Genomic DNA, 24,807 nt, shown 5'->3' on the forward strand with positions numbered 1-24,807 from the left:
CCTGTGCTCCCGATGTGCGCGAATGTATTGGTCTGGTCGCCAGCCATTACATCCCGTTACCCCAAGGCGTTACCAGGTCAGGCAGATCTTGCCGAAATGGCGGTTGCTTTCCTGATAGCGAAACGCATCGACGATGTGTTCGAGCTCGAAGTGCTTGTCCACCACCGGGCGCAGGCCGTTGGCCTCGATGGCCCGGACCATGGCCTGCTGCTGGGCACGGCTGCCTACCAGCACACCCTGCAGGCGGATCTGCCGCACCAGGGCCTGCACCAGCGGCAGCTGCCCCGCCACACCGGTCAAAATGCCGATCAGCGAGACATGGCCCCCGATGCGTGCGGCGATCATCGATTGCTCCAGGGTGGCGGGCCCGCCGACTTCGATCACATGGTCCACCCCACGGTTGTCGGTCAGCTCACGCACCTTTTCGCCCCAGGCCGGCGTGCGCGTGTAGTTGATCACGTGGTCGGCGCCCAAGGCCTTGAGCCGCTCGAGCTTGGCATCGCTGGAAGAGGTGGCGATCACCGACGCACCGGCCAGCTTGGCGAACTGCAGGGCAAAGATCGACACCCCGCCGGTGCCCTGTACCAGCACCGTGTCACCGGGCTTGAGGTGATCGTCGCTCATCAGCGCGCGCCAGGCGGTAAGCCCGGCGGTGGTCAAGGTCGCCGCCTCGGCGTGGCTGAAGCCCTTGGGCGCGCGGGTGAAGGCCGTGGCCAACGCGGTCACATGGCCACGGGCATAACCGTCCAGGCCATCGCCCGGCACCCGGGCAAAGCCCTCGACATTGGCCTCACCATCCAGCCAGTCAGGGAAGAAGGTGCTGACCACGCTGTCACCGACCTGAAAGTCGCTGACGCCGCTGCCCACGGCGATCACCTCGCCGGCACCGTCGGCCATCGGGATGCGCCGTTCGGTTGGGCCCCACATGCCGCTGACCACGGCGAAGTCGTGGTAATTGAGGGAACTGGCATGCAAGCGTACGGTGATTTCACCCACGCCTGGGGCAGTGGCCTCGCAGGTGCCGACCTCGACCTTGTCGTAGCCGCCACCGGGTTGAACGTAGATCGCCTTGCTGCTCATGGTCGAGTGCTCCATCTGTAAAAAGGAAAGTGCCCGGCGAGCGTGGGGTCAGCCCAGCATACGCTTCAAGGCATGACAGTCGGGCGCATGTCGGTCGGCAAGGCCCGGCCAGGCGTCGTGCGGCTGGTTCACAAGCACCGTGCCCGCGCCGGCGGCTCGCCCGCAGTCGAGGTCGAAGCGGTGGTCGCCCACCATCACCATCGCCTGCGGCGCGACGCCCCAGGCGCCGGCAATCTTGAGCAGCCCATCGGGGCTGGGCTTGGGCTGCGCTTCGTCACGCCCAAGAATGTGCGCCACCGGAAAACAGTCGGCAAGGCCAATGGCTTGGAGCGTGATGTGTGCCAGTTCGCGGGCATTGCGGGTGAGGATGCCCAGTTGGCAACCACGGCTGGTCAGCTCACGGACCAGCTCCACCGCCCCCTGGGCAGCTTTGGAGGCCAGCGCCAGATGACGCTCGTGCTCCAGCAGCCAGGCATGCTTGGCGGCGGCTTCGTCTGCGGGCAGAGCCGCCAGGTGCGCCAGAATGTCGTCCTTGGGAGGAATGCCCAACTTCACGCGGATAGCGGCAAAATCATGCGCGGCCACGGTCAGGGTGCCGTCCATGTCGAATACCCAATGGCGCACCTGGCCCAGGTTCATGCCCAGTCCTTGCGATGACGGATCAGGCCTTCCTGGCTGGACGAGGCGACCAGTTGGCCGGCCTGGTTGAAGATGCTGCCGCGGCAGAAGCCACGGGCATTGCCAGCCCAGGGGCTGTCGGTGGCGTACAGCAGCCATTCATCAGCCCGCAGGTTGCCGTGGAACCACAAAGAGTGGTCCAGGCTGGCGATCTGCATGTCCCGCTGCCAGACCGACTTGCCATGGGGCAGCATCGATGTGGTCAGCAGTCCGAAATCAGAGGCGTAGGCCAGGATGTACTTGTGCAGCGCAGGGATAGCCGGCAGATTGCCGTCGGCGCGGAACCAGGCGTATTTCACCGGGTCGCCGGGCTTGGGGTTGAACGGGTCACGCTCGGTTACTGGGCGAATCTCGATGGGCTTGGCGCACAGCACCTTGTCGCGGATGCGCTCAGGAAGCTGATCGGCCATGGCGCTGGCCAGTTCCACTTCGGTGGGCAGGTTTTCAGGGCCGGCCACATCGGGCATCTGTGCCTGGTGGGTGAACCCGTCCTCGTCGTACTGGAACGAGGCGCTGCAGGTGAAGATCGTCTTGCCCTTCTGAATCGCCGTGACGCGTCGGGTACTGAAACTGCCGCCATCACGCACGCGGTCCACCGAGTACACCACCGGCAGGCTGGCATCGCCCGGGCGCAGGAAGTAGCCGTGCAGCGAGTGCACGTGGCGGGCATCCTCTACCGTCTGGCTGGCGGCCGACAAGGACTGGCCCAGCACCTGGCCGCCATACAGCTGGCGAAAACCCAGGTCCTGGCTGCGGCCGCGGAACAGGTTTTCTTCAATGGCTTCGAGGCTCAACAGGTCGACCAGGTCGTCCAACACATGACTCATCAGGGTTCTCCGTAGACGCAAGACGTGCTCACAAGGCGCCGTGGGCCGGCGCTCGATTCAACCGGCGCGGCCCACGCATGAGCCGCACCGTCCAATAGCGCAAATGATACAGGGTTTGACATCGCCAGCCCCCCTGGCGGTTCACTCGGCCCGCAAGGTCTGCTCCCACCGCGCGCGATCGATCCGATACAGCACATGCGGGCGCAGTGGATGGCCGAGGGCGACACGCGGGTGGTCGAAACTGCCTGCCAGGTCCTGCTCCATGCCGATGGCTTGCATCACCTTCTGCGAGGGCAGGTTGAGGGTGCTGGTAAAGGACACCACCTGCTCGACCTGCAACTGGGCAAACGCACAGCGCAAGCACGTCCAGGCCGCCTCACTGGCAAACCCCAGGCCCCAGTGCCGACGTGCCAGGCGCCAGCCGATCTCGACTGCCGGGGCGAAGGGCGCGTCGAAGTTGACATTGAGCAGGCCCGTCATGCCGATGAAAGCCCCACTGTCCTTGCGCTCAAGCGCCCACAGGCCAAACCCGTACTCATGAAAATGCCCGCGGATGCGGCCGATCAAGGCAGCCGCTTCAAGGCGTGTGAGCGGCGCGGGGAAGTAGCGCATGACCTGGGGGTCGGCGCACAGGGCAGCGAACTCGCGCAGATCCTCGTCCTGCCATTGGCGCAGAATCAGCCGCGCGCTTTCCAGTTCCAGAATGGGGGTCATGGGGTTCGCTCCGTTTTGGCGTGCTGCACTGTACAGCGTAGGCGCAGGCACGACCGCGCACCGGGTAATGAGTAGCCGAATGCATTTTTCACATGCGCTTCACCGGCTGGCAACACGCGGGTTAGCAAAATGCCGCCATCCCTGCCGCGCCCAGCGCGCGGTTTCCCTGTCGGAGCCACCCATGCTGTCGAGCAACACTCTGCCGCCCTACGCAATGCATTCACCGCGCAAGCGATGGCTGCCCCGCAGCACCGTGACCGTCGCCTTGAGCCTGTGCCTGGCCGTGGCGGCATCCACCTCCTGGTTTATGACGAGAACCTCCATCGTGGACCTTGGTAGCGAACAACAACTCAGCAAAAGCGGCTTGCTCCAGGCCTGGGCCAACGGTGCGGTGATCGTCATGATCCGCCATGCCGAGCGCTGTGACAGCGCACCGGGCCCCTGCCTGGGCGACCCGGCTGGCATCACGGTCGCCGGCAGCCAGGCTGCCGGGCGCGTGGGCGAAGGCCTCAAGCACCTGGGGCTGGCCGATGCCGACCTGTTGAGCAGCCCGAAGGTGCGCACCCAGCAGACGGCGCATTTCATTCTGGGGCAGCCGGTGGCCACGCGGGAATGGATCGGCCAGTGCGACGGCGGCTTCCCGGCTCAGGCGCTGGCAGCCAAACGCCCCGAACACAACCTGGTGCTGGTAACCCACAACGGCTGCGTCGATCAGTTCGCTCGCCAGCAGAACGTTACCGGCGGCGAACGGGACAGCGGTTATGCCAGTGCCTTGTTCGTTTCCGTGGACGACAATGGCAAGGCACGCATCCTGGGGCGGTTGAACGCGCCCGAATGGCAGCGCGTGCTGGCCAGCGCTGCACGTTGAAAGTGCCCGTTGCATAGGTGGGCACCGGCTTGCACGCTGGGCTAGCAAAGTTTTCCACAGCCGCTGGCTGTCATGGCAAGATCAAGTCTGTTTCTTGTTGTGGATAACCCATGTCGCTGCCGCTGATCTACCACGAAGACTACAGCCCGGAGTTTCCGCCGGACCATCGTTTTCCGATGGACAAGTTTCGTCTGCTGCACGATCACCTGATCGACAGTGGGTTGACCACCGACCAGGCGTTGCTGCGGCCCGAGATCTGCCCCAATGACATTCTTGCGCTGGCCCACGACCGCCGTTACATCGAGCGCTACATGCACGGCGAGCTGTCCCGCGAGGACCAGCGGCGCCTGGGCCTGCCGTGGAGCGAAGCGCTGGCGCGGCGCACCGTGCGTGCGGTCGGGGGTTCGCTGTTGACGGCCGAGATGGCCCTGCAACACGGGGTGGCCTGTCACCTGGCGGGCGGTACCCACCATGCCCACTACGACCACCCAGCCGGCTTTTGCATCTTCAATGACCTGGCCGTGATCAGCCGTTACCTGCTCGAAGCCGGCCGCGTGCACCGGGTGCTGATCTTCGATTGCGATGTTCATCAAGGGGACGGTACCGCGCGCATTCTTGAAGACACGCCCGACGCCATTACCGTCTCCCTGCATTGCGAGCAGAACTTCCCGGCCCGCAAGGCGCAAAGCGACTGGGACATCCCCCTGCCACGTGGCATGGGGGACGACGCTTACCTGCACGTGGTGGATGAGGCGCTCAATTACCTGCTGCCGCTCTATCAGCCTGACCTGGTGCTGTACGACGCCGGGGTCGATGTTCACAAGGACGATGCCCTGGGTTACCTGCAAATCACCGATGCAGGGCTGGCCGCACGTGACGCGCGCGTGCTCGGCCAGTGCCTGGGCCGCGACATTCCGGTCATGGGCGTGATCGGGGGCGGTTACAGCAAGGATCGCAGAGCGCTGGCCAAGCGCCACGGCGTGCTTCATCACACGGCGGCCAACGTCTTGCGTTGTGCACAATGACTGTGGAACCGCTTGTGGATAACCTGAGCGAAACAGGCTGTAGCCCTTTAATAGCGCTGCTTGCGCGACATTGATCATTTTTTGATCAGTGCTTGTGAGGGCTGTGCTGCGCTAGAATGCGCATCTTTTCCACAGCCTGCAGCCCATCATGTCCGAAGTAAGTCACCCCGCCCCTCCTGTCGCCGCTGTCATTGGGGGCGGCCCCGCCGGCCTGATGGCGGCTGAAGCCCTGGCACAGGCCGGGCTTTCGGTGGAAGTGTTCGACGCCATGCCTTCGGTGGGTCGCAAGTTTCTGCTGGCAGGCGTGGGCGGCATGAACATCACCCATTCCGAACCCTACCCTGCTTTTGCGGCGCGGTATGCCGAGCGCCGAAGCGAGGTTGACGGGCTGTTGCGCGACTTTGACGCAGACGCCTTGCGCCAGTGGATTCACGGGCTGGGTATCGCCACGTTCGTGGGCAGCTCGGGCCGCGTGTTCCCAACCGACATGAAGGCCGCCCCGCTCTTACGCGCGTGGCTCAAGCGCCTGCGTGAAAGCGGCGTGGTTATCCACAACCGTCATCGCTGGCTGGGTTGGAGCGAGGACGGCGCGCTGCGCATTGCTTATCCACAGGGCGAGCGGCTGGTCCGGCCCGCCGTGGTCGTACTGGCACTGGGTGGCGGCAGTTGGGCGCGGCTGGGATCGGATGGGCGCTGGCAGGCAACCCTGGCTGACCGCGCTGTGGATATCTCACCCCTGCGACCGAGCAATTGCGGGTTCGAGGTCGCGGGCTGGAGTGCGGTGCTCACCGACAAGTTCGCAGGGGCGCCGGTCAAGAACATTGCCCTGAGCGTGCCAGGCCGTACGCCGCGCAAAGGCGAGTTCATCCTGACCGCCCAGGGTGTGGAAGGCAGCCTGGTCTACGCCTGGTCGGCGCAGGTGCGTGCGGCCATCGAGCAATGTGGCAGCGGTGTGCTGATATTGGACCTGCTGCCGGACAAGCCTGTGGACAAGATTGCCCAGGCCCTGGCACGCCCGAGGGGCTCGCGGTCCATGGCCAAGCACTTGCAAGGGCAATTGGGCCTGGACGGGGTCAAGGCGGCGCTGCTGCGCGAGCTGACCGACCCGGCCACATTCGCCGACCCGCCAGCCCTTGCCCAGGCGATCAAGGCCCTGCCGATCACGCTGGTGCGCACTCGTCCCTTGGACGAAGCGATCAGTAGTGCCGGCGGGGTGCGTTTCGAAAGCCTGGATGAGGGGCTGATGATAAAGCACATGCCAGGGGTGTTCTGTGCGGGCGAGATGCTGGACTGGGAAGCGCCAACAGGCGGGTATCTGCTGACTGCCTGCTTCGCCAGCGGGCTGCGGGCCGGTCGGGCAGCGGCGGCGTGGGTGGGGCGGCAGGGGAATACGACGGGCTGATCGCAGGTTTCACAGGCCTGTCCTCGCTTTGTGCAATCGGGGCTACTCAAGCCCCGGCTGTGCCACCAGCTGCTTACCTTGCAATGAGTGATCAACGCATTCCAGGCTGCCCTTTGCGGATTGCGTCGTTCAACCCAGGCAGTCGCAGATCCTGTTTCGAATAATCGGTCTTGCCTGAATCGTTGACCATGATCATGTTGCTATCCGGTACAGGTTTTCCATTTACCACTTTGATATGGGTAGGGTTCACATCCTTCAACGTAAAGCCTGCTTCGATGAAACCGAAATCTTTCAACCGATACAAACCCACCTTGTCATTGGCAACGAGATACTCACTTATGAACAGAGATTGGTCCTCGTTAACATAGAAAGAACCACTCGTGGGAGCATCTGGGTCAGCACGCTCTAGCGGTTGGCCATTTGCCACTTTCACACGAAACCTGTTAATACGTTCACCCTCGGGCTTTGAGGAGTCGTAAGAGAAGCCCTTCAGCCGAAGTTTTCTATTTTCGATCTTGTTCCAAACAGGCTCTAGATTACTTTTATACAACTTGAATCGGTTACTCCCTTCAGGATCGTTGAAATTAACCGGATCGTTTTCGCAGTAGGCATACGCGTTCAAGCCTCCCTTTAGGAAAGGACTAAGCGGATCTGGGGTGTAGAAACGCCTCAGCTGGGGTTGGTACATCCTTCTCTTGAGCAGATACCCCCCGGTACTACGGTCCAGTAGCTGGCCGCTGTAAGCCAGTCCATAGAGGCGTGGGGCGCAGCGTTGGTCGCCATAGGGCAAATAGGAGAATGCTTGGCCAGTCCGTGATACCAAGCTTGCTGTATGACACATGAGACACACCTAGCCCTATCGGGGTATCTAATGATGTGCAATGTGCCTGGTGAAAAAAACTGGCAGATTTGTCAGGCCAGGCTCTGTACTGCAAGTAAGGCTGCACGGTCTCTGGAAGTACCGTAAGCGGCCAGCGAACACACCTTGCGCTCGTTAAGCTGGCGTCCACTGATGCGGCAGCAAAGCCTCAATCTCGCTAGCCCACTGTGTTGGCAATCGCGTCAACACGTCCTTGAGATAGGCATACGGATCATGCCCATTCATGCGGGCCGACCGAATCAAGCTCATGATGGCCGCTGTGCGGTAAGCGTCCCGTTAATGCATATTGACTGCTAGCCACAGACCAATGGCCTCCCATTGGCCGTGTACGTGCCTAAGCAAGTCGGTAGACATTGCCCCGGGGATCACCGTTAATGTCCTATCAGCGTGTCAATACCATCGGGTTTGTCATGTATTCCGAAGCGATCCACCAGCGTTGAAGTCGCTTGGTTCATCCCGATCACATCTACCTGGATACCTTCGCGACGAAGCTTGAGCACAACCTTGTCCAGCGCAGCCACTGCTGTGATGTCCCAAAAATGAGCTTCACGCAGGTCAATCGTCAGGGTGTCTAGCCGCTCCTTGAGGTCAAAAGCATTGGAGAATCTGTCTGCTGAACCAAAGAATACTTGCCCCGCCACGTAGTACGTCCGGTGAGCATTATCCGGATCACGCTTAGAGGACACGTCCAGGTAGTGGCCGATTTTGTTTGCGAAAAACATCGCGGCTAGCAGGGTGCCTGCGACTACTCCGAACGCCAGGTTATGAGTCGCAACTACAACCACAACGGTGACAACCATAACGATGTTGGTTGAGAGCGGATGCTCCTTGAGATTTCGGATCGATCCCCAACTGAAGGTACTGATAGACACCATGATCATTACTGCAACCAGCGCGGCCATTGGTATCCGGGCCAGCCAATCGCCAAGGAAGATCATCATGATCAGCAGAGAAACTCCGGCAAACAAGGTAGAAAGACGCGTGCGACCGCCTGACTTAACGTTGATCATAGACTGGCCAATCATGGCGCAGCCGGCCATGCCTCCTATGAGGCTGGTTGCGATATTGGCAACTCCCTGACCTTTACACTCACGGTTCTTGTCACTGGTGGTGTCCGTCAGGTCATCCACGATGGTCGCGGTCATCATGGACTCCAAAAGTCCTACCACTGCCAGCGCGGCTGAGTAAGGAAGCACAATCAGCAGGGTCTCCAAATTCAGCGGTACGCTTGGCCACATGAATACCGGCAAGCTGTCAGGCAATGAGCCCATATCTCCCACCGTATGAATTTTCAGGCCCATGTGTACCGAGATTGCGGTGAGCACAATGATGCACACTAGCGGCGATGGCAGCAGCTTCCCTACAACAGGCAGTCGAGGGAAGAGATAGATAATCGCGAGGCCTCCAGCGGTCATGGCGTAAACCGGCCATGTAACACCAGTCAGCTCGGGCAACTGCGCCATGAAAATCAGGATCGCCAAAGCGTTTACGAAACCAGTTACAACCGAGCGCGATACAAAGCGCATCAGCTCTCCCAGCCTTAAATATCCCGCTGCTATTTGCAGCACGCCGCAAAGCAATGAGGCAGCAAGCAGGTACTGAAGGCCATGATCCTTGACCAGATTCACCATCAGCAAAGCCATAGCCCCCGTGGCCGCAGAGATCATTGCGGGCCGACCACCGACAAATGCGATCACGGTACAAATGCAGAATGAGGCGTAAAGGCCAACCTTGGGGTCGACTCCGGCAATGATCGAGAAGGCGATAGCCTCGGGAATGAGGGCGAGCGCAACAACGAGTCCAGCAAGAACGTCAGCCCGGACATTTGATAGCCAGGCAGCTTTGATTTTTTCAAGCATGGTTTACCTATAGCAGGCACGGCATGACGCACAGCGGCCAGCGCTGAGCAATGCAGGTGCTTCTGTCTTCATTTAGGTTGTGAGATAGCGGCGACCAAAAATCAGGCGCAGCAGAACGCGACCGCAGCTATGAGGCGGTCAGAGTATTGCGAGGGGGGCGTAGCGCTAAGGCGGCGTAGGCAGCCAGTTGGAACGGGGCAAAGGTAATTCCCTTCGAGATGTCGTAGAAATGACCCACGAATAATACCGGTGAAAGGCGCAATCTTACAACCGCACCCCGTACAGCGAGGCAGTCCCGCAGGGTGAAAAGCCCGTTAACGCCAATGGTGAGGCAGCAAACTCGAGACCTCACTAGCCTTATGGGTGGGTAACCGCGTCAGCACATCTTTGAGATAAGCATACGGATCATGACCGTTCATGCGTGCCGACTGGATCAAGCTCATGATTGCCGCAGCCCGTTTGCCGCTGCGCATAGATCCGGCGAACAGCCAGTTAGAACGATCCAGTGCCCATGGCCTGATCGTGTTCTCGACCTGGTTGTTGTCGCTGGGCACAGCACCATCATCGAGGTAGCGCATCAGCGCTACCCAGCGTTTCAAGCTGTAATCCAAAGCCTTAGCTGTAGCCGATCCTTCAGGCACAAGCTCGCGTTGAGCCAGCATCCATTCATGCAATTTCTTTGCGATGGGCGCTGCCATTCCCTGGCGTAATCGCTTGCGATCTTCATCGCCCATTTCCTTGGCTTGCCGCTCAACCTCGTACAAACCGCCAATCGAGTTCAGTGCCTGCTCTTCCAGTTGGCTTTTGTTCGCCACATGCAGGTCGAAGAACTTGCGGCGGGCGTGGGCCATGCAGCCGATTTCGGTGATGCCCAGCTCGAAGCTGGCCTTGTAACCCGCGAAGTCATCGCAGACCAGTTTGCCGTTCCACGTGCCAAGGAAGTTACGCGCATGCTCACCAGCCCGGCTGGGACTGAAGTCGTAGACCACAGCTTTCAGTGCTGAGAACGGCGTTGTGCAGTAAGCCCAGACATAGGCGCGGTGCGTTTTCTTCTCCCCCGGCGCTAGCATCTGTACGGGAGTCTCATCAGCGTGCATCACGCGTTGCCCCAGCACTGCTTCGCGCAGTGCATCCACCAACGGCTGGAGTTGCACGCCGGTTTGGCCGACCCACTGAGCCAGCGTCGAACGCGGGATCGCCAGGCCGGCACGGCCAAAGATTTTTTCCTGCCGGTACAGCGGAAGATGGTCGGCGAACTTGGCGACCATCACATGGGCCAACAAGCCGACAGTGGGGATACCCTTGTCGATCACCTGGGCCGGCCCTGGCGCTTGAGACAGTGTTTCACATTGACGGCAGGCCCACTTGCCACGTACGTGCTGTTCAACGGTGAACACGCCTGGCGTGTAATCCAGTTTCTCGCTGACGTCTTGGCCAATGCGTTGCAACTGGCAGCCGCAGGCACACTCGGTGTTCTCTGGCTCGTGATGAATGACAGTACGTGGGAACTGCGGTGGCAACGGCGCGCGCTTGGGTTGTTGGCGTGGTTCGTCCGGCGCCGGGGCAGGACGAAGTGCTTTCAACGCGGCATCGATGGCTTCGAGGTCGATGTTGAGCAAGTCATCCAGCAAATTGCCTTGCGCCGGGCTGATCTGCTCACTGCGCTTGGCAAACTTATGGCGCTTGAGGATGGCGATCTCGTGAGAGAGCCGCTCGATGATCGTTTCGCCATGATGGATCTTCCGGCCCATGGTGTCGACCCTCGACAGCAACTGCGCCGCTAGCGTGCGCAGTTGTTCGGGGGGAATTTAGTCGAGATCGGGCAAGGAAGTCATGGGGGTGGATTTTACCGAAGCCGCCCACTAGACACAGCTAAAAGACCCGATTCAGAGCAACGTAATTACACCGTTAGCGCCAACCCGCTGCCAAGGCAGGCCCAACACGAGCGCTTGAAGTTGTTCGGCGGCGAGTTCAACTTCCAAGCCGTGATGAGTGCCAGGCCAGTGAAACTTGCCTTGGTTCAAACGTCTTGCGGCAAGCCAGATACCCACGCCATCGTGCACCAGCACCTTCATCCGGTTGGCTCGGCGGTTGGCGAACAGATAAGCGCAGTGCGGCTTCGCCGCACCGAACACCGCCACCACACGAGCCAGCGCAGTCTCGGTGCCGGCGCGCATGTCCATCGGCTCAGTGGCGAGCCAGATGGCGTCGATGCGGATCATTGGGAGAGGTTACTGATGAAGCGGGCGCAGCCGTCCGGATCGGAGATCGGCCAGTTCACAGTGACTGTTCGCTGCCCGGAAGAGATATCGATGCGGGCTACATCCTGCCGAGCAGGCGTCGCAACAGGGGTCTCAAGCTTCAACGGTACAAATGCAGGCAAAGCAGAAGCCTGCCGGTCACGATAGAGCGGTATCCACTTGCGAACCAGATTGGCATTGATGCCGTGCCGCAGGGCGACGCTGGCAATGGACACATCAGGATTGAGGCATTCCTGGACAACTTGGGTCTTGAAGGGTTTGGGGTAAGAGGTGCGCTGACGCATGGTGTTCCTTGAATTAAGGGCGATGGTGTCCACCTAAAAATACGTGGACACCATCGCCCTTAATCTGGGGTTTCTGAAGGTGTGTTCGGCAGACGCTTACGAAGTACCGTCCTGCCGATGTGATCGTCGGGGCTACGGTGTGCGCACCCCTACGAGTGCCTACTGGCGGTTGGACTGGATTCATTGAATGGCGCCCGGTGATTCTCGTTTTAAGGAGAGGCAGCGCCCTACGCGGTGCCAAGGCTCGTACCTGCCCCGTTGAGATCAAAAGCCACTGCCTCACGCCAACGCTCTAACCGTCAGGGCTTGCGCTTGCGCGGCCCCCCATTGAAGCTAGGCACCTTGCGCACGGCCTTCACCGCAGGTGGCGCGGTGCCTGCCTCATCACTGTCCATCCAGCGACCCAGCCCACGCTTGGCACTGTTCTCCTTGGGCTTCTTCGGTTTCTTGGGCTTTTTCATCACCTGACCACTGGCATCGGTCAGGGGTACCCGGTGATCGGGAATGAAGTCAGGCTCTTCATGACGCGTCAAAGTCTGCCGGGTCAGCACTTCGATGGCCGCCAGCAACTGCACTTCATCCGCGCACACCAGCGAAATCGCCTCACCCGTGTTGCCCGCACGGCCAGTGCGGCCGATACGGTGCACATAGTCTTCGGCCACGATCGGCAGGTCCAGGTTGACTACCAGCGGCAGGTCGTCGATGTCCAGCCCGCGCGCAGCCACGTCGGTGGCCACCAGCACCTGCACCTCGCGTGCCTTGAAGCTGTCCAGCGCCCGTTGCCGTGTCGCCTGGGGGCGGTCGCCATGGATACCGTCGGCCTTGACCCCTTCGGCCAGCAGGCGCTCGACCAGCTGATCGACGCCGTTGCGGGTCTTGGCGAAGACCAGCACCTGCTTCCAGCGCTGCTTGCGCAACAGGTGGCAGAACAGGTCGACCTTGCGCTTCTTGTCCACCGTCACCAGCCATTGCTTGACGCTCGCCGCCGTGGCATTGCGCGGGCTGACTTCGATGCTGAGCGGGTCGTTGAGCGCGAGCCCTGCAAGCAGGCGGATCTGGTCCGAAAAGGTCGCCGAGAACAGCAGCGTCTGGCGCTTGCGGGGCAGCGCGGCATAGACCGATTGCAGCTCCTCGGCGAACCCCAGGTCGAGCATGCGATCGGCTTCGTCGAGCACCAGAATCTGCACCTGGTTGAACTTGATCGCGTTCTGGCGATACAGGTCCAGCAGCCGGCCCGGGGTCGCCACCAGCAGGTCCACACCACGGCGCAGGCGCATCATCTGCGGGTTGATGCTGACCCCGCCATACACCGCATAGGTGCTCAGCGGCAGGTGCTCGGCGTACTCGCGCACGTTGGTATGCACCTGCTCGGCCAGTTCACGGGTGGGCACCAGGACCAAGGCACGAATCGAGTTGGCCGCCACCTTCTCGCCTTCAAGCGCCAGGCGTTGCAACACGGGTAGGGCAAAACCTGCGGTCTTGCCGGTGCCGGTCTGGGCGGCGGCCATCAGGTCGCGGCCGGCCAGCACGGCGGGGATGGCCTGGGCCTGTACCGGGGTCGGGGTGGTGTAATCGCGCTGCTCAAGGGTGCGCAGCAAGGGTTCGATCAGGCCGAGTTTGGCGAAATTCATGGCAATACCATCAGGGGTTCAGCGAAGCCGGCAAGTCTACCGCATCCCCCCTGTGCACTTGCAGGTTTCCCGGTCGAGCGGCTAGGCGATGGGTCTCGCCTTGCGCCACTGCGGCAGGCCGATCAGGACCACCGCGCCAATGATCACGGCCATGGCAACGCACTCTTCGGCACCGATCTGCTCGCCGGCAAACACGATGCCCAAGAGCACCGCCACGGCCGGGTTGACGTAGGCATAGCTGGTGGCCGCCGCCGGGCGAACGTGCTTGAGCAGGTACATGTAGGCGCTGAACGCCAGGATCGAGCCGAAGAACACCAGGTAGGCCAGCGCGCCCCAGCCGGCAGCGGTGGGCATCTGCGTCATGCGTTCACCCGACAGCAGGCTGCCCAATAGCAACGCCGTACCACCGACCAGCATCTGTGCAGCGCTGGCCATGGGGCCCGGAGGCATGGGCAGGCGCTTGCTCCAGACCGACCCGAATGCCCACGAGGCGGCGGCGAAGATCAACAGCGCCGCGCCAAGCGGGCTCGCCTGCAGATTGGAGCCGAGGTTGAGCAAACCGATGCCGGTCAGGCCAAGCACGATGCCCGCCCATTCGAGCCCTGAGTTGCGATAACCGAACATCAGCCCAAACACCAGGGTAAACAAGGGCACGGTCGCCACCGCCAGCGCTGCCACGCCGGACGCCACGCCGGCATGCTCAGCGATCGTCACGCCCCCGTTGCCACAGCTGAGCAGCAAAAAGCCCACCAGCCCCGCTGCCCGCCACTGCGGCCAGGACGGTGATGGCGCCCCTCGCCAGCGCATGAAGCCGTACAACAGCCCCCCGGCAATCAGAAAGCGCACCCCAGCCATGAGCATGGGCGGCCAGCTTTCCACACCGATGCGAATGAACAGGTAGGTTGAACCCCATACGAAATACAGGGCCACGAAGGCCCCGATGAGCAACAGCGGGAAGCGGCGGGTGCTGGACATGGTCGACTCGAAAATCCATTTGCGGGTGACGCAGTCTAACGGTGTGAAGCGCAGCGGCAACCCTACAGTGAGGCGTTGGATAAGCAGCACACTTGCAGCCGCGGGCGTGCGACGCCAGGCGCTGCCCGTTTCAGCGGTAGGCTGCCAGCGCGTCGCGCACCTTGGCGGCGGGGGTTTTCTGCAAACGGCAGAACAAGTCGTGGGAAGGCTGCTGCACCCCGTGGTCCTGGCGCAGCACGCCGGCCAGGTGCTGGACCAGGTTAGCCGCCATTTCCGCGTCGGCCATGGCCCGGTGGGCCGTGCCGGTGTTGGGCAGCCCGGCCCAGTGGTTCAGTGTGCCCAGCTTGTGGTTAGGGGCGGCCGGCAGCAGGCGCCGGGACAGCAACAGCGAGCAGGCGAAGGGCTGGCTGCGGCTGCGGCCGATGCGGCTCAGTTCGAAATCCCAGAATTTCTGGTCGAAGGCGGCGTTGTGGGCCAGCAGCGGCGTGGCCCCCACGAACTCGGCCACCTCGTTCATCACCTGCTCCACCGGGGGTGCCTTGCGCACCATGGCGGTGGTGATGCCGGTCAAGCCCGACACGAAAGCAGGCACCGACACCCCCGCGTTCATCAGGCTCTGATAGCGCTCGACGATTTGCCCGCGCTCGAGCATCACCACGGCCACCTCAGTGGCGCGGCAACCGGTGCCTGGGGAAATGCCGGTGGTTTCAAAGTCGATGACAGCGATACGTTCCATAAAAACCTTAGTGTTTGAGCAACAACGGGCCCTCGATGGGCACATAGCGGGTGGCGGCGCGGATCAGCGACATCGCCGTCAGCCCCGGCACGCCATAGACCACCGCTTCGGTACCGTGGCGCTGGATCACGCGGTCGAGCAGCAGGTCGAAATCCCCGTCACCCGAGGCCAGTACCACCTGGTCCACGCGGCTGGCCGCATCGATCACATCCAGGGTGATGCCGACATCCCAGTCGCCCTTGGCCGAGCCATCGCTGCGCTGGATGAAGGGCTTGAGGCGCACATCGAAACCCAGGTTGCGCAGTATCTGCTGAAACTGCTGCTGCTTGCTGTCGCCCCGATCGATGGCATAGGCCACCGCCTCGACGATCTGGCCTTCTCGGCTGACCTGGTTCCACAAGGCGGTGTAGTTGAAATGGCAACCGTGGGCCTGGCGCACGGTGTAATAGAGGTTCTGCACGTCGGCGAACAACGCGATCTTTTTCACCTTGGCACCTCGTCTGGCCGAATCGGGGCGGGTTCAGCGCCCCGCGAAGGCCAGCAGTATGCCAGAGCCGTCAGACGTAGGAATCGTCGTCGGAGAATAATCCACCGTCATCACCGCCGTAATCGGCGTCACTGTAACCGCCCTGGTCGCTGCCCCAGCCGCTGTTGTCGGCCACGTGCTGCTGCTCGTTCTGGTCGGTCCAGCCGCCACTGTCACTGGCCTGCGCAGGCTCCTCCTTGATCACCTCGACCACCTCTTCGGGCTGGGCGTTGTGGTTGAACAGGCTGCTGATGCCCTGGGCCAGCAAGACACCCCCGGCTACACCGGCCGCAGTCTGCATGGCGCCGCCCAGGAAGCTGCTGGCACCGCCACGCGCGGGCGCTGCGCCAAAGCCCGGCTGCTGGGCCGGCGGCTGCGAGAAGCCAGGTGCCGCCGGCTCGCGCCAGCCGCCACCGGCGGGTGCGGACGGCGCGACCGAGCGCTGGGGTTGAGGGGCAGGTGCCGGCGCCGAGCTGCGCCCACCAGCGCCGAAGATGCTGGACAGAAAACCGCCGCCGCCTGTGTTCTGCGAGGCGCCGGCCTGCGCAGCCTCGGCCTGGGCACGTGCCTGCTTGAGTTCGGCTTCGAGCTGTTTGTTCTGTTCGTCCAGGCGCTTGATGGCCGCTTCCTGCACCAGGATCGCCTGGGCCATGTAGTAAGGGGCCGCCGGCTGCTGGCGCACGTGCGCCTCGATACAGGCCTGTGCCTGCGCATCACGGGGCTGGCTTGGGTCTTCGGCCTGCTTGATGCGGCTGAACAGGCCATCGATCAGGGATTGTTCTTCGGTATTCATGGGGCGACCTCGTGGGTAGCGGGACAACGGACAGGCTCAAAGATGGGGCGTTAACGCGGCTGATTCAATCACTGGCGGGGTGAAACTTTTTTCAGCAAGTGACGGATCAGGGGTCGCTTTGGGCTAGAGTTAGACCCCTTGTTTCAACTGCCATGCGATGTTGACCCATGAATCCGCTGAGCGTTTTGCGCGACTCCCTCCACTTCTTCACCCGCCACCTGGCCGGTATTGCCCAACTGTGCCTGCCGCTGGTGGTGCTCGAAGCCGTGCTGACCCAGGTGCTGTATCGCCAGCTGGGCGAGCAGGCCTCGCCGGCCTACGGCATGCTGATCTACGTGCTGTGCTACCCGTTGTACAGCGCTGCACTGATCCTCTACCTCGATACCCGCAGCAATGGCCAGGCCATCGCCAAGCGCGACCTGTTTGCCCGTGCGGTGCAGCTCTGGCCGGCGCTGACGCTGCTGGTGCTGATCAGCTCGTTGCTGATCATGGCCGGCATGGCCTTGTTCGTGTTCCCAGGGGTGTGGATCATGGTCAACCTGGTGTTCGGCGAATACCTGCTGGTGCTGCGCGGCTTGCCCGTGGTGCAGGCGATGCGCGAAAGCGCCCGCATGACTACTGGCCATTTCATGCGCATTCTGGTGTGCCTGCTGGGGGTGCTGGCGTCGATCTGGCTGATCGAAGGCCTGATCCTGATGGCCATCCCCGATCCTTCCCCTGGCGTGCAACTGCTCGTGGATAGCCTGGCAGGCTTCCTGCAATTGTTCGGCACGGTGGTCATGTACCGGCTGTTCATGCTGCTCGAAGTCGAGCAGCGCACCTGAACGCAGCCGTTGGCTGCTAGCGCTGGGCCTTGAGGAACAGCGCGAACAGCTCCGACTGGGACTTGATGCCCAGCTTGCGGTAGATGTGCTTGCGATGGACCCGCACGGTTTCCGATGAAATGGCGAGTTTGCGGCCGATCTCCTTGCTGGAACAGCCGCTTAGCAGCATGCGGCCCACTTCCAGTTCGCGGGCGGTGAGCGGCGTTTCAAGGTGGCCAAAGCCCTCGGCCAAGTGGTTCTGCCACGCAGGCGCCGGGGTGACTTCGTCGACATCGTGCTCGAACCGAAAGCGCTGGCGCATGGTGGCCAGCACCCAGGGTTGCAAAAGGTGCAGCAACGCAATCTGCTCACCTGCAAAGCGTGAGCGGCTACCGAGCGACAGGCAAAGCGTGCGCCCTGCATCCAGGGCCACGTTGTACTGCACCTCGTCGGCCACCACGTTGAGGCGGAAATAACGCTGGTAGTAGTCGGTGCGCTCGAAGCATTCAGGGGCCACGTCGGCCAGTTGGACCAGGCCGCTTGCCGGTGCTTCCCGGCTGGCGATGTAGAACGGGTCCAGCAGGTAGAGGCCCTTGAGGTAATCCTGGAATAACGGGTCCAGCCCGCCGTCGCTGCCCGGGGATTCGGCATACACCAATGGGCGGTGCTCACTGAAAAGAAACGCGACCCAGCTGTCGAACGCCACGTATTGCTCCAGCAAACGCACCAGGCGCAGCCAGAAGCCGGGGTGGTCCAACGCATCGATCACCTGGCCGACCGAGCGATGCCAGGCAATGTCCTGAAGTGTAAGGTTCATGTCCGGGCTCTGTACCAAAAGGTGAGACGCAGGTCAGGGTGAATACAACCGAGCAGGCAAAGTGTACTGGAGTGCATCGGCATTGCGGCGCTGTTTTCAGCGCAGCGTCGACCAGTACCGACGGGTTTGCATGGGGCTAACCCCTATGGGTTACCTCAAGGGCGTAATTACCCCGCCGCCGATGGCAGCGGCATACTCGGGCACTCACCGTGCGCCACAGCAGCTGGTTTCACGCCGCGTCGATCACCTGGCAGCCGTTGGGCTGCGCATTCAGGAGTTGCAATGAAAGTAGAACTCGTCCAGCTGGACGGTCGCGACGGCGACACCGCCTACAACCTGGAACGCACCCTCGAGGCGATCCACCGCGCAGCAGCGGATGTGGACCTGATCGTGTTCCCGGAAACCCAACTTATGGGCTTTCCAACCCATGACAACATCGCGGCTATCGCCGAGCCCCTGACCGGCCCGACGCTTGCCGCCGTCGCCCAAGCGGTGACCGACAAGGGCGTGGCAGCCGTGGTTGGCCTTGCCGAAGCGGGCGAAGACGGGCACTTCTACAACACCACTGTGTTGATCACCCCGGACGGTGTCGCGTTGAAGTACCGCAAAACCCACCTGTGGGCCTCCGACAAGGGCATCTTCACGGCGGGCGATCGCTACGCCACGGCGTTGTACAAAGGGGTGCGCGTAGGGCTGTTGATCTGCTTCGACATCGAATTCCCCGAAAGCGCCCGCGCCCTGGGCCAGCTGGGCGCCGAGCTGATCTTGGTGACCAACGGCAACATGGACCCCTATGGCCCCACGCACCGCACCGCCATCAGCGCCCGCGCCATGGAAAACCAGGCCTATGCGGTCATGGTCAATCGCGTCGGCCAGGGCGATGGCAACCTGGTCTTTGCAGGCGGCAGCGCGGTGGTCGACCCTTACGGCCAACTGTTATGCGAGGCAGGGCGCACCGCCTGCCGGCTGCAACTGGACCTCGACCTGGCGCTGATCGGGCAAGCGCGCCAGGACTACAGCTACCTGGCCGAGCGCCGCTTCGAACTGCCAGGCCAGCAGGTCGAGCACCCTGACGGCTTGCGAGAACTGATCCTGACCACCGTCTGAACCTTTGCGCCACGGCTGGCGCCCAGGGCCCAGGCCGGGCCCTGACATTGAACTCCATAAAAAACACAATCCGGAGTAACACCATGGCCCACTTGAAACGCACCCTGTCGCTGGGTGCGGTGACGCTGTTCGGCATCGCCTACATGACCCCCATCATTGTGCTGGGCACCTTCGGCATCCTCGCCGACACCACCCAGGGCGCCGTGCCCTCGGCTTATCTGGCCGCCTCCATCGCCATGCTGTTCACCGCCCTGAGCTACGGCAAGATGGCCAAGGCCTTCCCCGTCGCCGGCTCGGCCTACACCTACGTGCGCAAGTCCATCAGCCCCAAGCTGGGTTTTCTGGCCGGTTGGGCGGTGCTGCTGGACTACCTGTTCCTGCCCATGGCGATCTGGCTGATCGGCGCGGCCTACCTGCATTCGGCCTTTCCGGCGGTGCCGCACCCGGTGTGGGTGCTGGCCTTCATTGCCGTCACCACGGCCATCAACATCATCGGCCTGCAGCTGGCCAAGACCGTCAATGGCGTGCTTATGCTGCTTCAGTTCCTCGTACTGGCAGCCTTCGTGGGCCTGGCCGTGCATTACGCCACCGGCGAGCTGAACCAGCCGTTGTGGTCGCTGGCACCCTTTCATCAGGACGGTTTCCAGCTGCCCCTGATCATGAGTGGCGCCGCCATCGCCTGTTATTCGTTCCTGGGCTTCGATGCGGTCAGCACCTTGACCGAGGAGACCCATGAACCGCGCAAGACCATCCCTCGCGCCATCCTGCTCATCACCCTGCTGGGCGGTTTCATCTTCATCGTGGCCAGCTACTTCGTCCAACTCGCGCACCCAAGCGCGACCTTCAGCAACCCGGACTCGGCCGCCTACGAAATCGCGAAGGCCATTGGCGGGGACATTTTCGTGAGTTTCTTCCTGATCGGCCTGATCGTGGGCCAGTTCACCTCGGGGCTTTCCGCCCAAGCCAGTGCCTCGCGCCTGCTGTTCGCCATGGGCCGCGACGGTGTGCTGCCCAAGCGTTGGTTCGGGCGACTGAGTACGCGGTTCGGCACACCGGTCATCAGCATCGTCCTGTGTGGCGTAGTCGCGCTGCTGGCCTTGCGCATGGACGTGACGACCTCCACCTCGTTCATCAACTTCGGCGCTTTCCTGGCGTTCAGCCTGGTCAACCTGTCGGTGATCTTTCACTACTGGATCGCCCAGGGCGAGCGCGGGCTCAAGGCGGCAGCGGTGTACCTGGCCTTCCCCTTGGTCGGGCTGATGGCGGATCTGTGGCTGATGGCAAGCCTGGACCCCATGGCCATCTACCTTGGCGTGGCTTGGCTGGGCATGGGGTGCCTGTACCTGCTGGTCATCACCCGTGGGTTGCGCCAACAGCCGCCAGAGATGCATTTCGAGGAGGCTTGAGGTCGAGTGGGCAGTATGATTTGCGGGGCTTGGAGATATGCCCCGCAGGGCTTGGGTCAGGGTGGGGATCGGATGATTGCGGCCAGTGCGAAATCTGGAAAACTCGGTGGCGTTCTTCGCAGCTGGAATTCTATGAGGCTTCCGGCCGTCGACGGATAACAAATGCGTAATGGCATGGATCTTTATAACCGTTGGCATTCGTGGTTCGGCGATTGGGTTGCTCGCGATTTCGTGCGGGGCCCAAGGCCGTTCTCTAACACCTGTCAGTTTTGCCAGTGGCCGGGTGCGTACATCACCCGGATACTCAAGACGCCCGCCCTGCTAACGGGCGAAACGACAGTTCTCCAACCGCGAGCACAATCGCATGAACAGACTCGAGAGATCGGCGTACTCGCCTTACGGCTTTGCCGCAGAGATTCGATCTGCACACACGTTACTTGGCTTCAATGGTGAGCATGCGCAAGCGCTGACACCGCTCTACCTGCTTGGCTCCGGATACAGAGTCTACAACACGCGCTTAATGCGTTTTCTTTCACCTGATAGCCTAAGCCCGTTCGACGCGGGTGGCATGAATACCTACGCCTACTGTTCAAACGACCCCGTGAACCGCAGCGATCCCACTGGGCACTCTTTCCTATACCCCAACAAAAATGTGCGAAGACCAGCTATTACGCTGCCGAGTCGCGGCGAAGCAGGCAAGTGGCCGACACATCCCTCGGAGTTAGCGAAAAGGGATTTCAGCAATATGAAACTGAAGGAAATGTCCTATAAAGAGATTCAACACTGGTTCAAGATTTCCAAAGGGGAGTTAAAAGAAGCGAAACGCAATATACTGCGCAGCCCAAATGATGCTTCAGAGGCCATCGAGAAATATGTTAAAACTGAGAACCGCCACCATGTATTGACTGAAGCATTAAATTCAAAGATTACAGGACGCCTCGTACACGTTATTGAGTCGTTGTTGGAGGAAGGACTCTACAAACCAAGCATGCCGGTGGAGTCTAATGCAGAACTGGCGACATTGATGCGGAACGGCATGCCCGTTATCATCCCCAGTGTCCATGATTTTAGAACTGTCAAAATGCGTCACTAAGGCTGTACAAAACTTCGAGATACCCAACCGCTGCCCTCAAGCGCTAAGGTTCTTGAACCTTCCGCTATCGACGGAAAGGAATACTACGGCGGCTACGAACTTTGTGGGCGTCCGCTTGGATCAAGTACGAAGTCGGCACCCGTATGGTCTGCCCGCCTATGACACTGTTTTTCATCCACACGATGTCATGGGTCAGTGCTCCGACCTGCGCGCCGGTCAGGGCCACGCACAGGCTCAGATTGATGACATCCTGGCTGGCCAGGGCACTGTCCATCAGGTGGCGGCGCTGGCGTAGAGGGCTGTTTGCTGAGGATGATGTCGATGCCGACCACCGGCACGCCGGTCTGGTCGTCGCCCAGCTTGCCGGCGAGGATTTCCAGTGCGTTGTGCTCGCTCACCAAGCCGTTCTGCACACGGCGGGCGACGTTCAGTTACGTATGCGCATCGCTACTTCCTAGGCTTAGCCCTGGCAGTCGCTTCGGCCACCAGCGGGTCTTCAGGCCAATAGTGCTTCGGGTATCGCCCCTTCAGATCCTTCTTCACCTCCACGTAAGTGCTGCGCCAGAAGTTCGCCAGATCCTGGGTGACCTGCACAGGCCTGCGAGCCGGCGACAGGAGGTGCAGAACCAGCGGCTGCCTGCCCTGAGCGATGCGTGGGGTTTCTGCCAGGCCAAACAGCTCCTGAAGCCGCACGGCCAAAATTGGCGGATGCTGCGAATAGTCGATACGGATATTCGAGCCGGATGGCACCTGGATCGCCTGGGGTGCCTGGGTGTCCAGCTCCTGTGGAAGCGGCCAGGGCAGAAGGTTTCTGATGATCGAGGGCAGGTCCAGCTGGCTGAAGTGGCTGAGCCTCGTGACTTTACCCAGGTAGGGCGTGAGCCATTGGTCGAGCGTGTCCAGCAGATTGGCATCGCTCAGGTCAGGCCACTTGCTTTGTGCCTGCCCACGCTCGATATCCAGCTGGCGCAGCAGACCCACCCGGGCCTGCCACTGCCGCAGCTCGGGGTTCCAGGGCAGAAGCTCGATGCCCTTGCGCCTCACCAGGCTGACCAAGGCCAGCGAACGGGTTTGCTCGTCAAGGTTCGCCAGCGCTTTCGTCGACAGCACGAGCTGGCCTACCCGCCACTGCCGCTGCGCCTTGAGCACGCCTTCGCGCTCGTCCCAATCGACCTCATCGACCGACCTCACCAGGTCAGCCAGCTGGTTATCGAACAAGGCCGGATCGAGGTCACTCGCCAGGTAGATCCGCTCCTCGCGCTGTCCTTGCCGGCTACCCAGATCGGCCACCACCAGCCACTCATGTTTGGTGAGAGCATCGGGCTCTGAGAACACCGCAGCACGACCGTTGGAAAGACGGTATTCAGATGCAGTCGCCCGCCTCTGCAGGCCGATTCGATCAGGGTATGCGAACGCCAGCAGGCATCCTACCCACCGTGGGTGATCGAGCGCGTCTACAGGGCTCGAGGCCTTGCCACGCAGCAGCGACCGGTACTGCCGAGCAGACTGTTTCACGCGTTGCAGGGAACCGCCACTGCGACGGGCATGCTGCTCGCCCGACAGTGCGCTGAGCCGGGAGTGCAGGTCGGCACCGGCCCCACGCAGGATATCTTTCTCGCCCAGCAGAGCCGCGATGTTGCATGCCAGGTCATCCAGGCCCATCGCATTGCCCTTGATGAGCATGTGGGCGATCCGGGGGTGGGCTGGCAACGCGCTCATGGCCGCACCGTGTGGCGTGAGCTGTCCAGCATCGTCGAGCGCGCCCAGACGCTTGAGCAGGTCTGTGGCTTGAGCGAAGGGCGCCGCTGGTGGTTGATCGAGCCAGGTCATCTCTTCCGGCTTCATGCCCCATCGAGCCAGCTGGAGCGCCAAGGCTGCCAGATCTGCCTGGAGGATTTCAGGGGTGCTGTAGCTGGCCATCTGCTCGTGCTGGGACTGCGACCACAGCCGATAGCAGACACCAGGCTCCAGGCGCCCCGCCCGTCCCGCCCGCTGGGTAGCGCTGGCCTTGGAAATGCGCTGTGTGTCGAGTCGGGTCATGCCGCTGCGGGGGTCGAACCTGGGTACTCGTTCAAGGCCACTGTCCACCACCACCCTGACCCCTTCGATGGTCAAGCTGGTCTCGGCGATGTTCGTGGCCAATACGACCTTGCGTGAGCCCTTGGGTGCCGGGTCTATCGCCGCACGCTGCGCCTGCAGGTCGAGGTCACCGTACAGCGGGCACACCATCACCTCTGGACGGCTGCCGAGATGTGCCTTGAGGTCCTCTGCCACCCGCCGAATTTCCGCCTGCCCAGGCAGGAACACCAGGATGCTGCCAGGTTGTTCATCGATGGCGGCCAGGCACGTGTCCGTGATGCGCGCATCGATTCGCTCGCCCGGCTGATAGGGGCTTCCCCATACCGTCGAGACGGGATACATCCGCCCTTCACTGGTGACCACGGGCGCATCGTCGAGCACCTTCGAGAGGCGGGCACCCTCCAGCGTGGCAGACATCAACAGCAGCTTGAGCGGGGGCTCATCGCGCAGCAGTTCACGGGCGCTCAGGCACAGCGCCAGTGCCAGGTCGGAATCGAGGTTGCGCAGGTGGTACTCATCGAAGATGACCACGCCCACACCCTCCAGCGCCGGGTCCTCCTGAAGCCTGCGAGCCAGAATGCCTTCGGTGACCACTTCGATCTGCGTTCGCGGCCCTACCTTGCTTTCAAGGCGAATGCGGTAGCCGACCGTCTCACCCACCTGCTCATCCAGCTCACTGGCCAAACGCTCCGCCGCTGCCCGCGCAGCCAGTCGGCGAGGTTCGAGCATCAGGATCTTTTGCCCGGCTAGCCAGGGCTCATGCAACAACGCCAGGGGCACCCGAGTGGTCTTGCCAGCACCCGGGGGCGCTTCGAGTATCACTTCATTGCGACTGGCCAGGGCCTGTCGTAGCTCTGGCAATACACGGTCTATAGGTAATGAAATCATGGTGGCCCTCGAACAAGCAGGCGAGTATAACGGCGAACCGACGTTGTCCTATCATGGTCTTAACTGCGCGGGTTC

At 61.9% G+C, this 24,807-nt stretch carries 25 protein-coding genes and 1 pseudogene; 8 read left to right on the forward strand and 18 right to left on the reverse strand.

Annotated features, from left to right (window positions below; translation table 11 throughout):
• Nucleotides 1–69 precede the first annotated feature (69 nt).
• From PFU01S_RS08315 to PFU01S_RS08330, 4 genes are all read right to left on the reverse strand, one after another.
• Complete coding sequence (locus PFU01S_RS08315) at nucleotides 70–1,080, reverse strand: zinc-dependent alcohol dehydrogenase family protein (protein ID WP_028687130.1); 1,011 nt, start codon at nucleotides 1,078–1,080, stop codon at nucleotides 70–72.
• Nucleotides 1,081–1,128: 48 nt separating this feature from the next.
• Nucleotides 1,129–1,719 carry an HAD family hydrolase gene (locus PFU01S_RS08320; RefSeq protein WP_028687131.1) on the reverse strand — a complete coding sequence of 197 codons (591 nt, stop codon included), beginning with the start codon at nucleotides 1,717–1,719 and terminating at the stop codon, nucleotides 1,129–1,131.
• The gene (gene tesB / locus PFU01S_RS08325; RefSeq protein ID WP_028687132.1) at nucleotides 1,716–2,585 is read right to left on the reverse strand and encodes an acyl-CoA thioesterase II; all 870 of its coding nucleotides are present in this window, start codon (nucleotides 2,583–2,585) and stop codon (nucleotides 1,716–1,718) included. Before tesB ends, PFU01S_RS08320 begins: the two co-directional genes overlap by 4 nt.
• Nucleotides 2,586–2,726: 141 nt before the next feature.
• Nucleotides 2,727–3,299, reverse strand: a complete 573-nt coding sequence (locus PFU01S_RS08330; RefSeq protein ID WP_027915216.1) for a GNAT family N-acetyltransferase — start codon at nucleotides 3,297–3,299, stop codon at nucleotides 2,727–2,729.
• A gap of 181 nt (nucleotides 3,300–3,480) precedes the next feature.
• Here PFU01S_RS08330 and pmrG point away from each other — a divergent pair, with 181 nt between their 5' ends.
• The 3 genes from pmrG (at nucleotide 3,481) to PFU01S_RS08345 (ending at nucleotide 6,594) form a co-directional block, all read left to right on the forward strand.
• Nucleotides 3,481–4,167, forward strand: a complete 687-nt coding sequence (gene pmrG, locus PFU01S_RS08335) for a lipopolysaccharide core heptose(II)-phosphate phosphatase PmrG (protein WP_028687133.1) — start codon at nucleotides 3,481–3,483, stop codon at nucleotides 4,165–4,167.
• A gap of 110 nt (nucleotides 4,168–4,277) precedes the next feature.
• A complete protein-coding gene (locus PFU01S_RS08340; protein WP_027915218.1) occupies nucleotides 4,278–5,192 on the forward strand; it encodes a histone deacetylase family protein in 915 nt (304 codons plus the stop codon).
• Nucleotides 5,193–5,340: 148 nt separating this feature from the next.
• Nucleotides 5,341–6,594 (forward strand): TIGR03862 family flavoprotein, encoded by a 1,254-nt coding sequence (locus tag PFU01S_RS08345; protein ID WP_028687134.1) that lies wholly within the window; start codon nucleotides 5,341–5,343, stop codon nucleotides 6,592–6,594.
• Between the two features lie 91 nt (nucleotides 6,595–6,685).
• Here PFU01S_RS08345 and PFU01S_RS08350 read toward each other — a convergent pair whose 3' ends face one another.
• From PFU01S_RS08350 to PFU01S_RS08395, 11 genes and pseudogenes are all read right to left on the reverse strand, one after another.
• Entirely contained in the window at nucleotides 6,686–7,435 is a 750-nt protein-coding gene (locus PFU01S_RS08350; RefSeq protein ID WP_081783942.1) for an RHS repeat-associated core domain-containing protein, read from the reverse strand.
• Nucleotides 7,436–7,588: 153 nt separating this feature from the next.
• Nucleotides 7,589–7,750, reverse strand: a pseudogene (locus tag PFU01S_RS21705) (transposase domain-containing protein); the annotation flags it as partial.
• A gap of 95 nt (nucleotides 7,751–7,845) precedes the next feature.
• Complete coding sequence (locus PFU01S_RS08355) at nucleotides 7,846–9,333, reverse strand: SulP family inorganic anion transporter (RefSeq protein ID WP_028687136.1); 1,488 nt, start codon at nucleotides 9,331–9,333, stop codon at nucleotides 7,846–7,848.
• Nucleotides 9,334–9,647: 314 nt separating this feature from the next.
• Complete coding sequence (gene tnpC / locus PFU01S_RS08360; protein WP_248694596.1) at nucleotides 9,648–11,141, reverse strand: IS66 family transposase; 1,494 nt, start codon at nucleotides 11,139–11,141, stop codon at nucleotides 9,648–9,650.
• Nucleotides 11,142–11,219: 78 nt separating this feature from the next.
• Nucleotides 11,220–11,555: an IS66 family insertion sequence element accessory protein TnpB gene (tnpB, locus tag PFU01S_RS22615; protein ID WP_028687137.1), complete on the reverse strand. Its 336-nt coding sequence runs from the start codon at nucleotides 11,553–11,555 to the stop codon at nucleotides 11,220–11,222.
• Nucleotides 11,552–11,878: an IS66-like element accessory protein TnpA gene (gene tnpA, locus PFU01S_RS08370; protein ID WP_028687138.1), complete on the reverse strand. Its 327-nt coding sequence runs from the start codon at nucleotides 11,876–11,878 to the stop codon at nucleotides 11,552–11,554. The genes tnpB and tnpA overlap by 4 nt, the downstream gene beginning before the upstream one ends.
• A gap of 299 nt (nucleotides 11,879–12,177) precedes the next feature.
• On the reverse strand, nucleotides 12,178–13,509 hold the full coding sequence (gene rhlE1 / locus PFU01S_RS08375) for an RNA helicase RhlE1 (RefSeq protein ID WP_028687139.1): 1,332 nt from the start codon (nucleotides 13,507–13,509) through the stop codon (nucleotides 12,178–12,180).
• 81 nt (nucleotides 13,510–13,590) lie between these two features.
• Nucleotides 13,591–14,484, reverse strand: coding sequence for a drug/metabolite exporter YedA (gene yedA, locus PFU01S_RS08380; protein ID WP_027915221.1), 894 nt, complete (start codon nucleotides 14,482–14,484; stop codon nucleotides 13,591–13,593).
• Between the two features lie 130 nt (nucleotides 14,485–14,614).
• Nucleotides 14,615–15,220 carry a 3'-5' exonuclease gene (locus PFU01S_RS08385; protein WP_027915222.1) on the reverse strand — a complete coding sequence of 202 codons (606 nt, stop codon included), beginning with the start codon at nucleotides 15,218–15,220 and terminating at the stop codon, nucleotides 14,615–14,617.
• Between the two features lie 7 nt (nucleotides 15,221–15,227).
• Complete coding sequence (locus tag PFU01S_RS08390) at nucleotides 15,228–15,707, reverse strand: LabA-like NYN domain-containing protein (protein ID WP_023534583.1); 480 nt, start codon at nucleotides 15,705–15,707, stop codon at nucleotides 15,228–15,230.
• Between the two features lie 70 nt (nucleotides 15,708–15,777).
• Nucleotides 15,778–16,539 carry a DUF2076 domain-containing protein gene (locus tag PFU01S_RS08395; protein ID WP_027915223.1) on the reverse strand — a complete coding sequence of 254 codons (762 nt, stop codon included), beginning with the start codon at nucleotides 16,537–16,539 and terminating at the stop codon, nucleotides 15,778–15,780.
• 167 nt (nucleotides 16,540–16,706) lie between these two features.
• Here PFU01S_RS08395 and PFU01S_RS08400 point away from each other — a divergent pair, with 167 nt between their 5' ends.
• On the forward strand, nucleotides 16,707–17,363 hold the full coding sequence (locus PFU01S_RS08400; protein WP_027915224.1) for a membrane protein: 657 nt from the start codon (nucleotides 16,707–16,709) through the stop codon (nucleotides 17,361–17,363).
• 16 nt (nucleotides 17,364–17,379) lie between these two features.
• Here the strand turns inward: PFU01S_RS08400 and PFU01S_RS08405 are convergent, their stop codons facing one another.
• Nucleotides 17,380–18,159, reverse strand: coding sequence for a helix-turn-helix transcriptional regulator (locus PFU01S_RS08405; protein ID WP_028687140.1), 780 nt, complete (start codon nucleotides 18,157–18,159; stop codon nucleotides 17,380–17,382).
• 130 nt (nucleotides 18,160–18,289) lie between these two features.
• Here PFU01S_RS08405 and PFU01S_RS22120 point away from each other — a divergent pair, with 130 nt between their 5' ends.
• The 4 genes from PFU01S_RS22120 (at nucleotide 18,290) to PFU01S_RS21710 (ending at nucleotide 21,765) form a co-directional block, all read left to right on the forward strand.
• Nucleotides 18,290–18,445 carry a hypothetical protein gene (locus PFU01S_RS22120; protein ID WP_154665194.1) on the forward strand — a complete coding sequence of 52 codons (156 nt, stop codon included), beginning with the start codon at nucleotides 18,290–18,292 and terminating at the stop codon, nucleotides 18,443–18,445.
• A complete protein-coding gene (locus PFU01S_RS08410) occupies nucleotides 18,442–19,266 on the forward strand; it encodes a carbon-nitrogen hydrolase family protein (RefSeq protein WP_027915226.1) in 825 nt (274 codons plus the stop codon). The genes PFU01S_RS22120 and PFU01S_RS08410 overlap by 4 nt, the downstream gene beginning before the upstream one ends.
• A gap of 83 nt (nucleotides 19,267–19,349) precedes the next feature.
• Nucleotides 19,350–20,672 carry an APC family permease gene (locus PFU01S_RS08415; RefSeq protein WP_027915227.1) on the forward strand — a complete coding sequence of 441 codons (1,323 nt, stop codon included), beginning with the start codon at nucleotides 19,350–19,352 and terminating at the stop codon, nucleotides 20,670–20,672.
• A 364-nt stretch (nucleotides 20,673–21,036) separates the two neighbouring features.
• A complete protein-coding gene (locus PFU01S_RS21710) occupies nucleotides 21,037–21,765 on the forward strand; it encodes an RHS repeat-associated core domain-containing protein (RefSeq protein ID WP_081728210.1) in 729 nt (242 codons plus the stop codon).
• A gap of 185 nt (nucleotides 21,766–21,950) precedes the next feature.
• Here the strand turns inward: PFU01S_RS21710 and PFU01S_RS22125 are convergent, their stop codons facing one another.
• Nucleotides 21,951–22,163 carry a hypothetical protein gene (locus tag PFU01S_RS22125; protein WP_128610956.1) on the reverse strand — a complete coding sequence of 71 codons (213 nt, stop codon included), beginning with the start codon at nucleotides 22,161–22,163 and terminating at the stop codon, nucleotides 21,951–21,953.
• Nucleotides 22,164–22,212: 49 nt separating this feature from the next.
• A complete protein-coding gene (gene hrpB, locus PFU01S_RS08430) occupies nucleotides 22,213–24,732 on the reverse strand; it encodes an ATP-dependent helicase HrpB (protein WP_028687141.1) in 2,520 nt (839 codons plus the stop codon).
• Between the last annotated feature and the right edge of the window lie 75 nt (nucleotides 24,733–24,807).

The organism is Pseudomonas fulva NBRC 16637 = DSM 17717, assembly GCF_000730565.1.
Classification (GTDB): domain Bacteria; phylum Pseudomonadota; class Gammaproteobacteria; order Pseudomonadales; family Pseudomonadaceae; genus Aquipseudomonas; species Aquipseudomonas fulva.

What these genes read in the sequence shown, in the direction of transcription:
- PFU01S_RS08315 (WP_028687130.1), bottom strand. Translation starts at nt 1,080, where the DNA reads ATGAGCAGCAAGGCGATCTACGTTCAACCCGGTGGCGGCTACGACAAG.
- PFU01S_RS08320 (WP_028687131.1), bottom strand. Translation starts at nt 1,719, where the DNA reads ATGAACCTGGGCCAGGTGCGCCATTGGGTATTCGACATGGACGGCACC.
- tesB (WP_028687132.1), bottom strand. Translation starts at nt 2,585, where the DNA reads ATGAGTCATGTGTTGGACGACCTGGTCGACCTGTTGAGCCTCGAAGCC.
- PFU01S_RS08330 (WP_027915216.1), bottom strand. Translation starts at nt 3,299, where the DNA reads ATGACCCCCATTCTGGAACTGGAAAGCGCGCGGCTGATTCTGCGCCAA.
- pmrG (WP_028687133.1), top strand. Translation starts at nt 3,481, where the DNA reads ATGCTGTCGAGCAACACTCTGCCGCCCTACGCAATGCATTCACCGCGC.
- PFU01S_RS08340 (WP_027915218.1), top strand. Translation starts at nt 4,278, where the DNA reads ATGTCGCTGCCGCTGATCTACCACGAAGACTACAGCCCGGAGTTTCCG.
- PFU01S_RS08345 (WP_028687134.1), top strand. Translation starts at nt 5,341, where the DNA reads ATGTCCGAAGTAAGTCACCCCGCCCCTCCTGTCGCCGCTGTCATTGGG.
- PFU01S_RS08350 (WP_081783942.1), bottom strand. Translation starts at nt 7,435, where the DNA reads ATGTGTCATACAGCAAGCTTGGTATCACGGACTGGCCAAGCATTCTCC.
- PFU01S_RS08355 (WP_028687136.1), bottom strand. Translation starts at nt 9,333, where the DNA reads ATGCTTGAAAAAATCAAAGCTGCCTGGCTATCAAATGTCCGGGCTGAC.
- tnpB (WP_028687137.1), bottom strand. Translation starts at nt 11,555, where the DNA reads ATGATCCGCATCGACGCCATCTGGCTCGCCACTGAGCCGATGGACATG.
- tnpA (WP_028687138.1), bottom strand. Translation starts at nt 11,878, where the DNA reads ATGCGTCAGCGCACCTCTTACCCCAAACCCTTCAAGACCCAAGTTGTC.
- rhlE1 (WP_028687139.1), bottom strand. Translation starts at nt 13,509, where the DNA reads ATGAATTTCGCCAAACTCGGCCTGATCGAACCCTTGCTGCGCACCCTT.
- yedA (WP_027915221.1), bottom strand. Translation starts at nt 14,484, where the DNA reads ATGTCCAGCACCCGCCGCTTCCCGCTGTTGCTCATCGGGGCCTTCGTG.
- PFU01S_RS08385 (WP_027915222.1), bottom strand. Translation starts at nt 15,220, where the DNA reads ATGGAACGTATCGCTGTCATCGACTTTGAAACCACCGGCATTTCCCCA.
- PFU01S_RS08395 (WP_027915223.1), bottom strand. Translation starts at nt 16,539, where the DNA reads ATGAATACCGAAGAACAATCCCTGATCGATGGCCTGTTCAGCCGCATC.
- PFU01S_RS08400 (WP_027915224.1), top strand. Translation starts at nt 16,707, where the DNA reads ATGAATCCGCTGAGCGTTTTGCGCGACTCCCTCCACTTCTTCACCCGC.
- PFU01S_RS08405 (WP_028687140.1), bottom strand. Translation starts at nt 18,159, where the DNA reads ATGAACCTTACACTTCAGGACATTGCCTGGCATCGCTCGGTCGGCCAG.
- PFU01S_RS22120 (WP_154665194.1), top strand. Translation starts at nt 18,290, where the DNA reads ATGGGGCTAACCCCTATGGGTTACCTCAAGGGCGTAATTACCCCGCCG.
- PFU01S_RS08410 (WP_027915226.1), top strand. Translation starts at nt 18,442, where the DNA reads ATGAAAGTAGAACTCGTCCAGCTGGACGGTCGCGACGGCGACACCGCC.
- PFU01S_RS08415 (WP_027915227.1), top strand. Translation starts at nt 19,350, where the DNA reads ATGGCCCACTTGAAACGCACCCTGTCGCTGGGTGCGGTGACGCTGTTC.
- PFU01S_RS21710 (WP_081728210.1), top strand. Translation starts at nt 21,037, where the DNA reads ATGAACAGACTCGAGAGATCGGCGTACTCGCCTTACGGCTTTGCCGCA.
- hrpB (WP_028687141.1), bottom strand. Translation starts at nt 24,732, where the DNA reads ATGATTTCATTACCTATAGACCGTGTATTGCCAGAGCTACGACAGGCC.